Source organism: Paenibacillus sp. RC67, assembly GCF_030020805.1.
Taxonomy (GTDB): domain Bacteria; phylum Bacillota; class Bacilli; order Paenibacillales; family NBRC-103111; genus Paenibacillus_S.
This window is the reverse complement of sequence record NZ_CP125098.1, coordinates 5038519-5052169: the sequence shown is the minus strand read 5'-3', so window position 1 is coordinate 5052169 and position 13651 is coordinate 5038519. Positions and strand designations below refer to the sequence as shown.

The window sequence follows — 13651 nt, the reverse complement described above, 5'->3', positions numbered from 1 at the left end:
TTATCCCCTTCAAGTAGACACTCAAAAAAACCTTCATGTTATCATGGAGGCTCGAGTGCCACTTGGAGGGGATTTTTTTATGGCTAAAAAAGGACAAACATTTCAAACGTACACAGAAGAATTCAAATTAAAGGCGGTTAGAGCGTATGTAGAGGGTTCTGCGAGTTACAAGGTGGTAGCTCAGCGAGAAGGGATCCGTAACTGTTCTCAACTGAAGGTGTGGGTGAGGAAATGGCAAAACGGAGAGTCGTTCGATGTGCGTAAAAGTGAGCCAAATCCAATGAAAGGGCGGCCACGCACGTCCTTCCAAAGCATTGAGGAAGAACGAGATTACCTGAAGGCGCAGGTGGATTACTTAAAAAAGCGGTATCCAAATCTAGTAAAGGAGAAGCGCCAACCCAACGAATGAATTATGAAATCATGGAGGAGCTGCGCCACCAGCACGGCATTACAGTCCTGTTAGCTATTGCGGGAATACCACGGTCCAGTTATTACAAATGGAGAGCCACACAGCCTCAGCGAAAGGCAAGTCAAGAAAAGGATCATGAGATCAAGGAACACATGATGGCCATCCATTTTGCACATCCCTACTATGGCTACCCTCGGATGACGACCGCCTTGCGGGAGGCTGGCTACAAAGTAAATCACAAGAAAGTATGCCGGATCATGAAAGAATTATCGATCCAGTCGGTCATACGTAGGAAGCGGAAACAGTCCAACTACACGCCTTCTGTTGTGTATCCAAATCGTTTAAAGCGACAATTCCATGCTACGGCACCGCAGCAAAAAATGGTCACGGATATTACCTATATTTCCGATGGAACGAATTTCCATTACTTATCTGTTATTCAAGATCTTTTCAACAACGAGATTGTCGCTTGGCAATTGTCTGAACGTAACAATCTCCAGCTTGTGCTGGATACGATTACGCAGTGGACAAGAAAAAGAGACGTCTCAGAGGCCGTGCTCCATTCGGACCAGGGCTTCCAATACACGTCTCAGGCGTACAACACACGATTAGAGGCATTCGGCGTTAAAGGCAGCCACTCTCGCAAAGCAACCTGCCTGGATAACGCGTGCATCGAATCCTTCTTTTCGCATCTCAAAACAGAGAAGTTGTACCTCAACCAGTTTAATTCAGGAGCGGCAATTCGGCAAGCCGTGGAAGAATATATTTACGAGTACAACTACCACCGTTTTCAAGCCAAATTAAAACAACGTGCACCGATAGAGTACCGGTGCGCGTTGGCAGCTTAGCTTTTTTCATCTGTCTACTTGACAGGGGTATGACCAGCTGCACGGATTTTTTTAAAACCTATAATTCAACTATTATCGCATAAAGGGATACGCGTCATGATATCGGCTATCGTAAATTGACGAAGGTGTTCAATCGTTTGCTGCTCCGCATCGAATAATATAGTGACGAGCATAGAATCCAACTGCTTGTCGGCCTCACTGCAATTATCATTGTCTTCCAACTCTGTACATTCGGTCTTGAGCGCGACATAGACGTCAGCTAACGTAATTTCGCTGGCCGATTTGCCGAGTGCATATCCACCGTCTCTACCTTCTCTTGCTTCTACCATCCCCGCTTGAGTTAAAACCTGAAGGACTCTCCGCAAAAAAGTCGCATGTGAATTGACCTGGCAAGCGATCGCCGAGCTGGGGAGAAGCCCTTCGCTTCGGGCCAGCCACACCAATGCATGTATAGCAATTACGAAACGGCGAGGTCCTATAGGTATCCCCCGATTCGTCATACCCATGTCGGTCACTCCTTATTATAAATCACTCTACGATAGCTTGGTGCGATGTTGTTGTATTACTTATCTTGTTTCGTAAGCTCATTATAATAGTTTTCGCGGAGATGAACAACAAGCTGGACCAACGTTCAACTATTAACCAAACGTTTAGACTTCTTCAGGAATTGCATTCCAGAAGGTAACTTCCTCCACTGGTAGGCGCACTGTCTTATGAGCCTCTTGAGCCGCTTTTCCTACTGCAATCAGCATAACAACAGAGTAGCGATCGGAAATTTGAAATGCACTTCTAAGCGCTTTTTCATCATATCCAGCCATCGGAACCGTGTCATAGCCCCTTGCTTTGGCCGATAGCATTAATTGCATCGAGACGAGACCACCGTCGATTAGTGATGCACGTTTAACAACCTCAGACGTAGGATCTGCATAAAATCCACGCAAATTTTTCAGCATTTGTTCTTTAGCCTGTTCACTCATATACCCGGCATCTACAGCCGCGCTATAAATTTGCTCCGCTTTATCGATTGCCTGCAAATCACCCAGAATGGCTACGACTGCAGAAGCCTGAATTACTTGCTCCTGATTGTATGCTATCGGCAGCAGCTGTTTTTTGAGCTCTGCATCATCGATTACAAGGAACCTCCAAGGCTGCATATTAGCACCTGAGGGAGCGAGGGTAGCTTCCTGCAAAAGATCTGTCATTTCTTCCTTGGAAATAGTCCAATTCGCATCATATTTTCTTACTGAATGACGATCCTTTACTACATGTGAAAATAAAACCGCTTGCCCAACTTGAATAGACATATAACTCTCCATCCTTCCAAATTTAGATGTGCGCTTTTTTTATCAACGAACCGACATTTCATAACCCGCTCGTTAACTGCGCATTTATAAGCACAGTATATGTTATAACTGCAATCATGTCAATCACAGTATAACAATGCGATCCTCTACCTTTTTAAGGTTCCTGTAAGGTTCGTATTAAAACGGTGTAAGGTAGGAGAACTATAATTGTCTTAGTAGAGAAACTAGGAGGATTGCTTTATGAAAACTGTCTTACTGGCAAACAACGTTCAAAAAGTATATGGCACGAAAGAAAATCAATATAAGGCGCTGGAAGATATAGATCTGGAAGTGAAAGAAAGCGAGTTTATCGGCATCATGGGGCCTTCAGGGGCAGGGAAATCAACCTTGCTCAATATCTTGTCTACTATTGATACCCCATCATCCGGAGAAATCTTCATCGCCGGTCAAAATATCTTGAAGATGAACGAGGAGCAATTGTCGGACTTTCGCCGCAATCAGCTTGGCTTTATTTTTCAGGACTATAACCTTCTCGATACGTTGACGGTGAAGGAGAACATTTTGCTTCCACTTGCCTTATCAAAGGTTCCTGTCAAGGAAATCGAAGCACGTGTCCATGAAATCTCCGATACGTTTGGCATTCGAGACATCCTCGAGAAATATCCCTATCACATCTCAGGGGGCCAGAAACAGCGGACGGCCGCATCCCGCGCCATTGTTGCCAATCCGAGCCTGATCCTAGCGGACGAGCCAACGGGTGCACTGGATTCGAAATCGTCTGCCAGCCTGCTCGAAAGTCTGACCCTACTTAACGAACGGCAGCGTTCAACCATCATCATGGTGACACATGACGCGTTTGCCGCAAGCTTCTGCAAGCGAATCTTATTTATTAAAGACGGCAACATGTACGCGGAAATTCATAAGCATCAGCAATCGCGGCAGGAATTTTTTCAGCAAATATTGGATGTTCTTGCTTCACTTGGAGGTGGGCGGTAAATGACGTTATTTCAGCTTGCAGGAAAAAACATTCGGAAAAACTTCACCAACTACTTCCTGTACTTTGCTTCAATGATTTTTAGTATCGTCGTTTACTTTACCTTCGTTTCGTTAAAATACGATTCAACGATTCTAGCTACATCGGACAGTTCACCCAAAATCAGCTCCGTCTTTACTGGAGCTTCCGTGGTCTTAATGATATTCGTAGCTATTTTCATCTGGTACTCCAATTCCTTCTTCACTAGGAAGCGTAAAAAAGAAGTCGGCCTTTACTCTTTGCTGGGTGTGCGGAAGAAGCAAATCGGCAGGATGCTGTTCTATGAAAACTTTATTATGGGGATCTTAGCCCTCATCATTGGCATGTTGCTTGGGTCAATATTGTCCCAACTTTTCGTATCGGTTTTGATGAAAGTCATGGGCTACGACGTGATTGCAAATTTTCATATCTCGCCTCAGGCCATAATTAATACAGTCGTTGTATTCACCGTGATTACCGTCATTACTTCGTTCCATGGGTACAGATTGATTTATCGGTTCAAATTAATTGAGCTGTTTCAGGCAGACAAAGAAGGGGAGCAAGAGCCGAAGGCCTCTTGGACCATAGCATTGTTAGCCCTAATATTGATCGGCGTCGGCTATTGGCTGGCCCTTCAAAACATAATGGAGTCCGCCATTTGGCGAAACATGGGCTTCATGGTCACACCGCTGGTCATATGCGCCACCGTGATCGTAGGCACTTATTTATTGTACAGTACGTTCATCGTGTACTTGTTAAAGATAGCCCGAAAAAACAAAAAGAGATTTTGGAATGGCATTCATCTCATCAGCACCTCCCAGCTTCTGTACCGCATGAAAGGAAACGCTCGTACGTTAACGATCATCGCGGTCCTAAGCGCTACGACATTGACGGCCGTCGGAACAGCGTACAGCTTTTATTACAACAACCGAAGCAATGTTGAGCTTGCCGATCCCAACAGCATGATGTTTATAACGAACAACCCTCGCATAGCGAGTGAAGTTGACGATCGGATTTCGCACGATAAGAAACATGAGGTTGTTTATCATGTGAGCATTCCGACACTGCAAATGAAGGTTGATATTACGGACCTGAACAGTAAAATCTCCAGCAATATCGTAAATTATACGCTCATATCCAATACGGCATTTAATAAGCTGACTGAAGTACAGCAAAGAAACGATTCGCTGTCACTGAAAGGACAAGAAGCGGCTGTGTTGGACGCAGGATATTACGAAGGACTATCGCCTGAGTATGTAGGCTCGACGATTTCATTAAAAGCGAAGGAGCTTACGGAGAACGTTACTTTTAAAAGCTTAAAGCGATATAACGTCCTGAACCTTCGGACGGCGAATACAGCGGTCGTCGTTAGCGATGAGGTATTTGCCGAATTGCAAAAAGAAACCCCGCTCGTGAATATGGAATCTTACAAGATCACACACGAAGACGACGCCAAGCCACTGTCCGGTGATGTTCAATCCTTACTGCCGCGAGAAGCGTACTTCTCCAGTTTCTATACGGATTATGCCGCAGGAATGGAATCCACCGGGTTAATCATTTTTATGGGAGGATTCCTGGGATTGGTTTTTCTCGCCGCCACGGGGAGCATCATTTACTTTAAACAACTGACGGAAGCCAATTCAGACAAGGAGCGTTACGTCATTTTGCACAAAATCGGAGTAAACAAAAAAGAAATTCGCAAATCGATCGCTAACCAAATGTTGTTCGTGTTTGCCCTGCCATTAATCGCGGGAATTGCTCATTGCGCTGTTGCTTTAACGGCCCTTTCTAGGCTCATCCAATCCAATCTGGCGATACCCGTCTTCCTCTGCATAGGCGCATATGCTTGCATATACATCGCTTATTATTTGTTAACCGTCAATAGTTATTACAAAATTGCCATCAAATCGAATGCTTAACAGGGAACGGGAGAGGGCTATGAAAAAAATCATCATTTCTATAATCGTCATCGCGGCACTTGCAGTTGGAGGTTTGTTCTTATTACAGAACGTTAATCTAAACCGACTAGGGACAGACGTCTATTATACGCAGATTCAAGGGCAAGGAAAGAAGCTTGAAGATAAAATCGATAGCGGAGAAATCTTAGTGAGATACGAATACGAGCTGCCTGCTTTCGATAAGAACGGACAGCAAAAAACATTGAAGTTCTCCGCCCCAAAGCTACTTAGGGAAAAAGCATATCTTAGTCTGTTTGTAAAAGAAGAAAAAAACGTGACCTCTTACCAGGAAGTAACAAAAGCAGAGCTGCCCGCAAAAGCAAGTCAGTATTTGAAATAATTGAAAGATCATAAGGAGCAAATCAGTATGAAACCATCCATTCCACAGCAAGATAGGATAATAGCTTTGGATATCATTCGGGGACTTGCGTTATTCGGAATTTTGTTTATTAATGTAAAAGGATATATTATCCTTACCGAAGGGATGATAATACCAGAATACACCGGAATCAATCAAGTAATTGACACCCTGATTATTATATTCGTAGAAAAGAAATTTTTCTCTATCTTCTCGTTCTTGTTCGGAGTTGGCTTCTACATTTTCGCCTCGCGCGCTGAGAGTAGAGGGGACAAGCCAATCAAGCGGTTTACGCGCCGCTTGCTCGTGCTCCTCCTGATAGGAGTTATCCATACCCTTGTCTTCTGGGGCACTATATTGCCCGCATACGCGTTGATCGGTCTGTTATTACTTCCTTTTTACCGAGCCAAGGCGACAACCATTCGCAATTGGCTTGCAGGAATCACCGGTGTTTACATGCTTGCGCTCATCCTTAAACTCACTATGGGGGGAGCAGGTACGTTATCCAACGTGGTCGATTTGGCGATCTCAGATGTGACCTTAATCTTCATCATGTTCCTGGCCGGATTTCTAGCAGCGAAGGCCGACTGGATCCGAAGCATCGGGAAATTGAAAAAGCGACTTCGGTTCGCGCAGATTGGCTCCTTGCCAATCTTTGCCGGGTTGTCGCTCTGGATTTGGATAGCAGCTCAGCATGGAGCCGATAACCTGAAGCTCATCGTTTCTTTGAGCTCCATTCCGGGAGTCTTGTTGTATGTAACATCTTTGTTTTTGATACTTGAGCATAGGTCAGTCCGAACGCTGCTGCAGCCCTTCGCACGCGTGGGCCAGATGGCGCTTACGAATTACGTCGCCCAAAGCATTATCGGACTATGGATCATCTCGCTCATGGGGCTAGAAACGCTATCCCCCGCCAATGTGGTCCTCATTGCTTGCCTTATCATGATTGTGGAGCTAATCTGGAGCAATCTGTGGTTCCGCTATTTTAAAATGGGGCCGTTGGAAAAGGGATGGCGGTTTATGACTTATGGCAAAAAACAAACCGTCCAATAAACAAGAACAATGCGCAAAGAAGCCTATTCAGCATGGCTTTCCTGCGCATTTGTTTCATGCTAAGCGGCTCACAGCGGTCGATTAATGAGAGAAAGGCCGCATACTCACAGAAAATCTCGTTCCCTTCCAGGAGGCAGGTTATCATGTCAATTAACAAAAAGGTTTTGATTATAGATGATGAGGAAGCGATATTGAAGCTTGTCGCCACGGTTCTGCGAAAAGAAGGCATTGATCACGTCATCACGTCCACGACAGCAGAAGACGGATTCGCACAATTCCAGCAAAAGCAGCCCGATCTTGTTCTGCTGGACATTATGCTGCCGGATGGGGAAGGCTACGAAGTGTGCAAGCAAATGAGAGCCGTTTCAAAGGTTCCAATTTTATTTTTATCGGCCAAAACGGAGGAAATCGATAAAATTTTAGGCTTTGCCATTGGCGGCGACGATTATATCACGAAGCCGTTCAGCCCCAAAGAGCTGGCATACCGCGTAAAAGCCCAATTACGCAGAGCCGATTATATGCAGCCGGAGGCCGTGAAGGATACGATTCTATCTGCTGGCCCCTTTAAATTAAACGAACAAAAAGCGGAACTATTAAAGAATGGGATCAGCATTGATCTGAAGCCGAAGGAGCTTGGCTTAATAAAGTATTTCCTTCAGAACGTGAATAAAGTGATTAGCAAGGAACGGCTTTACGACGCCGTCTGGGGGGAGGATTTTATCGGCATCGATAATACGGTCATGGTCCATATCAGAAGACTGCGTGAAAAAATTGAAGAGCAGCCTTCCGAGCCCCGATATTTAATTACCGTCAAGGGCTTAGGCTACAAACTTGCTATAGAGGATGAATAGTTCATGAAATGGAAGTTAACAGTAAGTTATCTGATCTCGGTTGTCTTCGTAGTGATCTTCATTATTTTCATAAACCTTTTCATTACAATTGCTTTGTTCACGGCTCAGTCTGTTTTAAATATCCCCCTTCTTCAAGAAGAGGAACATTCTCCCGAGCAATTTGCAAGGCAGTTTCAGGATCAAATCACAATCTTCGGCGATGAACTGACGATTGCCGAGTCAGGTAAGGAAGAACTGAACAGCAGAAATGCATGGATTCAAATTTTGGATGAAACCGGAAAAGAGCTTTTCCGCTACCAAGCACCAGAAGGGTTAAAGAAGCACTACACTCCCTCGGAAATCATTCAAATGTATAAGTACAAGGAAGTGAATGCTGAAACGACGGTATTTGTAGGAGATAAGAAAGCAAACGGCCGTGCTTACAGCTACTTGATCGGGGTTGAAAACCCCAATATTAACCGGTATTTTTTATTATACGATAATCATTCGCTGTTTCGCATGATTAAACTTGGCGGCTTCGTTTTAATTATCGATGTTTTGATTACGTTATTGATTGGGTATTTCTTGAGCAAACGACTGACAATGCCGCTGTATACATTAATCGACGGGATTAAGAGGTTGGCAAGCAATGAATATTTTCAAGCACAGCCCGGAGGGATTTTTAAACAAGTATTTTCGAATATCAACCAATTATCCAATCAGCTTAAGGCGAATGAGTCTGAACGGAAAAAATTAGACCGGATGAAAGAGGAATGGATCACTAACATATCCCACGATATTAAAACACCTCTAGCCTCGATTCAAGGCTTTGCCGAAATGATAAAGAACCCTGATTATCACTTTACTGTAGACGAAATCAGGGAATATGCCGATATTATCGAGAAAAAGTCGCTTTATATCAAAGAGGTCATAGAAGATTTAAGCTTGACAACAAGATTGAAACATAAAGAACTGACGATAAACAAAAAAATGACGAATATGGTTTTGTTCTTGCGAAATATCGTAATCGATATTGTCAATGACCCGAAATACGCCAAACGACATATTGAGTTTCATGCCAACCAAGAAAATATACCGACAGAGGTTGATGAAATTCTAATACAGAGAGCGATCAACAATTTAATTTATAATGCGCTTATCCATAATGACGCAAACGTAAACATAACCGTAAGTATTGAGAAGAGCGATAGGACCCACATCATGATTCAAGATAACGGAAAAGGCATCAGGAAAGAAGAGCTCGACAAAATTTTCGACCGCTATTACCGGGGAACCCATACCGGGGATGCTCATAAAGGCTCTGGGCTCGGAATGGCTATAGCCAAAGATATTATTCAGGTGCATGATGGAGAGATTTTGATTCACAGTGAAGTAGGTCTTGGGACAACCGTTGACATTCTGCTATAGATTTGGCTTGAATACGAGGGGAGGGAGCACGGTATAACGGGCTCCCTTATTTATATTATTAGGGGAAAATCTTCAGAAGATTAAGGATGGGGAGAATAGATTAATACTTATTTTTAATAATTTTCAAGAGATATTTGATTTCAATGAAAAATGTGTATAAATATACTTATTATAGTATATTTATTCATTCTAAGGAGGGCGATTATGAAGTATAAGGTATTTGTTGACGGACAAGAAGGTACAACAGGCTTAAAGATTTTTGAGTATTTATCAAAACTATCAGACATAGAGGTTCTCAGGATTGACTACGATAAAAGAAAAGATCCTAAAGAACGAAGCAATTTTCTTAATGAAGCAGATATTGTTTTTCTTTGTCTCCCAGATACGGCTGCAAAAGAGTCCATCGCTCTTGTTAAAAATGAAAAAACCAAAATCATTAATACCAGCACTGTCTTTAGAACTGATAAAAATTGGATATATGGTTTGCCTGAATTAAAAAATCAAAGAGATTTAATACGTACCACTTCAAAAGTTTCCGTCCCTGGTTGTCATGCTACTGGTTTTATCCTTACCATTAGACCGTTGATCGAAGCGGGTATTCTTCAACAAGATTATCCCATTACCTGTTATTCAGTGACTGGCTATTCCGGAGCAGGAAGAAGTGGAATTGAGGAATATGAGAATTTAACATTAGTTACTGAAAAAAAACTCAATGTTCCAAGACATTATTCGTTGCAACTCAATCATAAGCACATCCCTGAGATGTTGTTGTATTCCGGGCTTTTATATGAGCCATTATTTACACCCATTAAAGCTAATTATGCGCAAGGACTAGCAATGTCAGTTCCCTTAATGAGTAGGTATATGCCGAAAAACCCTTCCGCAAAAGATGTCCATGAAGTATTATCAACGTACTTTGAAACAGAGCGCTTCGTACATGTGATGCCGTACGATTCAGAAGCTTACCTCGATGAAGGGCACTTGATGATATCTGAATGTAATAATACGAACCGACTAGAAATATTTGTTTTTGGACAAAAAGACAAGATAAATATTATATCCAGATACGATAATTTAGGAAAAGGGGCATCAGGTGCTGCTGTACAAAATATGAATCTGATGCTTGGATTCGACGAAGGAAATAGTTTGGTATACTAAATCATGTTTAAACCTGTTGTCAGATGAACAAATATTGTCAATGTGATCCAACTATCTTAATATAGAGGAACACTTGAAAAACACTAACGGGCAGTTTAATTGAGGTTTAATTCCGGTGAACTAGACGTTAGACTAAAAAGCCTTAACCCTTCTTATAAAGCAGGGTTAAGGCTTTGATGAATTATTAAGCTAGTCTCATCTTAAAATCCTGATAGCCGAACTCGCGAACGATGCGGCAATTGCCATCTTTCATCTGCACGGCGATGGCTGGCAGCGGCATGCCGTTGAAGGTGTTGGTTTTGACCATGGAGTAGATCGCCATATCTTCAAAAACTAATCTGTCGCCGCTCTTTAGGGGCTGATCGAAGGAATAGTCTCCGATGACATCGCCCGTAAGGCAGGTCGGACCGCCAAGTCGGTAGGTGTATGGTTTCTCCCCGGCTTCGCCCGAACCGATAAGCGGCGGACGATACGGCATTTCCAGAACATCCGGCATGTGGCAGGTTGCCGACGTGTCTACGATGGCAATCTCCATACCGTTCCTATGGATATCCAGGACGGAGGTGACCATATAGCCCGCATTGAGCGCAATGGCTTCTCCAGGTTCAAGGTAGACTTCCAAGCCGTATTTATTCTGCATACGCGAAATGCAAGCTTCTAATCTTGGGATATCATAGTCGTCTCTAGTAATATGGTGACCGCCACCGAAATTGATCCATTCCATTTGCGGCAAATAGGGTCCGAACTTTTCTTCGACCGCATTCAGCGTGGTCTCCAAATCGTCCGAGTTCTGTTGGCAAAGGGTATGGAAATGCAGTCCCGATACGCCTTCAAGCAGCTCTGGCCGGAAATCATCCCGTTTCACGCCGAATCTAGACCCCGGTGAACAAGGATCATAAATTTCATGTCCCTCTTGCGTCGAGCATTCCGGATTGATGCGAAGGCCTACTTTTCTACCTGCAGCAAGAGCTTTCGCTTTATACTTTTCCAACTGGGAAAAGGAATTGAAGATGATATGGTCACAAATGGATATAATTTCGTCCATTTCATCTTCACGATAGGCAGGGGCAAAGACATGATTTTCTTTGCCCATTTCTTCGTGACCCAATCGTGCCTCGAATAAACCGCTCGCGGTCGTACCGCTTAAGTATTGTCCGATGAGGGGATACATAGCGGTCATGGAAAAAGCTTTTTGCGCCAGCACAATCTTGGCTCCCGTACGCTGCATGACGCCGTTCAAAATGTTCAGGTTTTTTTCGATGAGTGCTTCATCGACTACGAAACAGGGTGTGGGCAATTCTTCGAATCTCATATTAGCGAACGAGCTCCGGTTGTTTAGTTTCTTCAGACAACGCGTCAACAAGCACCGGACTAAAATCTTCTACCCATGGAAGTCCCCATTTGTTCAGCTCTTCCATGAATGGATCCGGATCGAACTCTTCGATATTGAATACGCCCGGTGTATTCCATTTGCCAGTCATGACCATCGCCGCGCCGATCATGGCAGGAACGCCAGTTGTATAGGAGATGGCTTGGGAGCCCACTTCTTTATAGCACTCTTGATGGTCGCAAATATTATAGACATAGTAAGTTTTGTCTTGGCCGTCTTTTTTTCCTTTGAAGATACAACCAATGTTCGTCTTGCCTACCGTACGAGGTCCCAGGGAAGCCGGGTCCGGAAGTACAGCCTTCAGGAATTGAAGCGGAATGATTTTTTTTCCTTCGTATTCGATTGGTTCGATGGAAGTCATTCCTACGTTTTCAAGCGCTTTTAAGTGCATGAGATAGCTTTGGCCGAAAGTCATGAAGAAACGAATGCGTTTCAGTCCAGGCATGTTTTGTGCAAGGGATTCAAGCTCTTCATGGTACAGCAGGTACATGTCCTTTTCGCCGACTTCAGCGAAGTTATAAACACGTTTGATCTCCATCGGTTTTGTTTCGATCCATTCCCCGTTTTCCCAGTAGCGTCCGTTAGCAGACACTTCACGGATATTAATTTCCGGGTTGAAGTTGGTTGCGAAAGGATAACCATGATCCCCGCCGTTGCAATCCAGAATGTCGATATATTCAATTTCGTCAAAATAGTGCTTCAGCGCATAAGCAGAGAATACACCGGTTACGCCTGGATCGAATCCGCTACCCAGAAGAGCTGTGATTCCTGCTTTTTCAAAGCGTTCGCGGTACTCCCATTGCCATTTGTATTCGAATTTCGCCGTATCTTCTGGCTCATAGTTTGCCGTATCCATATAGTGCGTTTTGGTGGCCAAGCAAGCATCCATGATCGTCAAATCTTGGTAAGGCAGAGCCAGGTTCATGACGATATCTGGTTTGAATTCGTTAATCAGATCGATCAGATCTTCCACGATGTCTGCATCGACCTGTGCGGTTGTAATCTTGGTTTTGCCACCGTCCAATTTTGCTTTCAATTCATCGCATTTGGATTTCGTACGGCTAGCGATACAAATTTCTTCGAACACCTCGCTGTTTTGAACGCATTTATGAATTGCTACAGAAGCTACGCCGCCGGCGCCGATGATTAGTGCTTTTCCCATTTTTCAATCTCCTATTCTAAATAAATTGTTTTCAATGTAAAAACGGCAACAAAAAAAGCAAGCGAAACACGCACCATGCGCATTACACTTGCTTCGATATAGTCAAATAATAAGATTGTCCCAATAACCATGACCGGACAAACCTCTAGTGTGCTCGTCAGTCAGCCATAAAACTCATCGTTTCATGGAAAGGCTCTTAATATTCAAATATACGATGTTAGGATCAGAGTCTATATAGCAAATAATTACTTTTACCACTCTTATTGACCGTTTCACAAGTTGTATGCATATGCACTGGTTGTAAAGTAACCAACTTATAAAATTTGAGCTTTTAACTCAATCAATAAAGCAACGAAAGTTGCCAATCGGCATTTGACCCGGCTGTCCGTATGGCCTTGACTTCCTTAAAGGAAGAGGTCAAAGATTATCTGCTTGGAAAGATCCTAAATATATATTGAATGTTCGCTTTCCAAAAATCATGCTTCTTCATAATAGCAGGCTAGGGGTGATTGAGCAAGAAAAAATTTAAAATAATTGCATGTTTTTTTTTGACAGCGTTGACAACAAAATGAGATATCAAATTCAAGGTATCCAACAGGAATATTAAAGGAAATATTTGGTCGATTCATTTAGCAACCGCGTTACGCTAATGGGCAAATTAGTGCAATAAGAATCTATGGTAAAATGATGTAAGCGAAGGGGATGAATGTTGAACATGAACTCAAAGAAGGCAAACTATTT

The 13651-nt window shown here is 43.3% G+C and carries 13 protein-coding genes; 9 read left to right on the top strand and 4 right to left on the bottom strand.

Annotated elements, in window-relative coordinates:
* Positions 1–79: 79 nt before the first annotated feature.
* Both QMA13_RS23095 and QMA13_RS23090 read left to right on the top strand, forming a co-directional pair.
* Positions 80–409 (top strand): transposase, encoded by a 330-nt coding sequence (locus QMA13_RS23095; RefSeq protein WP_282936090.1) that lies wholly within the window; start codon positions 80–82, stop codon positions 407–409.
* Positions 406–1257, top strand: a complete 852-nt coding sequence (locus QMA13_RS23090) for an IS3 family transposase (RefSeq protein WP_282936089.1) — start codon at positions 406–408, stop codon at positions 1255–1257. Before QMA13_RS23095 ends, QMA13_RS23090 begins: the two co-directional genes overlap by 4 nt.
* A 65-nt stretch (positions 1258–1322) precedes the next feature.
* On the opposite strand, the gene QMA13_RS23085 is transcribed toward QMA13_RS23090, so the two are convergent.
* Both QMA13_RS23085 and QMA13_RS23080 read right to left on the bottom strand, forming a co-directional pair.
* Positions 1323–1763: an RrF2 family transcriptional regulator gene (locus QMA13_RS23085; RefSeq protein WP_282936088.1), complete on the bottom strand. Its 441-nt coding sequence runs from the start codon at positions 1761–1763 to the stop codon at positions 1323–1325.
* A gap of 144 nt (positions 1764–1907) precedes the next feature.
* A complete protein-coding gene (locus tag QMA13_RS23080) occupies positions 1908–2561 on the bottom strand; it encodes a nitroreductase family protein (protein WP_282936087.1) in 654 nt (217 codons plus the stop codon).
* 240 nt (positions 2562–2801) lie between these two features.
* Between QMA13_RS23080 and QMA13_RS23075 the strand changes: the two genes are divergently transcribed.
* From QMA13_RS23075 to argC, 7 genes are all read left to right on the top strand, one after another.
* Positions 2802–3557 carry an ABC transporter ATP-binding protein gene (locus QMA13_RS23075; protein ID WP_282936086.1) on the top strand — a complete coding sequence of 252 codons (756 nt, stop codon included), beginning with the start codon at positions 2802–2804 and terminating at the stop codon, positions 3555–3557.
* The gene (locus QMA13_RS23070; protein ID WP_282936085.1) at positions 3558–5492 is read left to right on the top strand and encodes an FtsX-like permease family protein; all 1935 of its coding nucleotides are present in this window, start codon (positions 3558–3560) and stop codon (positions 5490–5492) included.
* A 19-nt stretch (positions 5493–5511) separates the two neighbouring features.
* Positions 5512–5871: a YxeA family protein gene (locus tag QMA13_RS23065; RefSeq protein ID WP_282936084.1), complete on the top strand. Its 360-nt coding sequence runs from the start codon at positions 5512–5514 to the stop codon at positions 5869–5871.
* Between the two features lie 27 nt (positions 5872–5898).
* Positions 5899–6942 carry a DUF418 domain-containing protein gene (locus QMA13_RS23060; RefSeq protein WP_282936083.1) on the top strand — a complete coding sequence of 348 codons (1044 nt, stop codon included), beginning with the start codon at positions 5899–5901 and terminating at the stop codon, positions 6940–6942.
* Positions 6943–7085: 143 nt separating this feature from the next.
* Positions 7086–7793 carry a response regulator transcription factor gene (locus tag QMA13_RS23055; protein ID WP_282936082.1) on the top strand — a complete coding sequence of 236 codons (708 nt, stop codon included), beginning with the start codon at positions 7086–7088 and terminating at the stop codon, positions 7791–7793.
* Between the two features lie 3 nt (positions 7794–7796).
* Positions 7797–9200 (top strand): sensor histidine kinase, encoded by a 1404-nt coding sequence (locus tag QMA13_RS23050; RefSeq protein WP_282936081.1) that lies wholly within the window; start codon positions 7797–7799, stop codon positions 9198–9200.
* A 204-nt stretch (positions 9201–9404) separates the two neighbouring features.
* Positions 9405–10358, top strand: coding sequence for an N-acetyl-gamma-glutamyl-phosphate reductase (argC, locus tag QMA13_RS23045; RefSeq protein ID WP_282936080.1), 954 nt, complete (start codon positions 9405–9407; stop codon positions 10356–10358).
* A 184-nt stretch (positions 10359–10542) separates the two neighbouring features.
* On the opposite strand, the gene nspC is transcribed toward argC, so the two are convergent.
* Both nspC and QMA13_RS23035 read right to left on the bottom strand, forming a co-directional pair.
* Positions 10543–11670 (bottom strand): carboxynorspermidine decarboxylase, encoded by a 1128-nt coding sequence (gene nspC / locus QMA13_RS23040; protein WP_282936079.1) that lies wholly within the window; start codon positions 11668–11670, stop codon positions 10543–10545.
* 1 nt (position 11671) lies between these two features.
* On the bottom strand, positions 11672–12910 hold the full coding sequence (locus tag QMA13_RS23035; protein WP_282936078.1) for a saccharopine dehydrogenase family protein: 1239 nt from the start codon (positions 12908–12910) through the stop codon (positions 11672–11674).
* Positions 12911–13651: the final 741 nt, after the last annotated feature.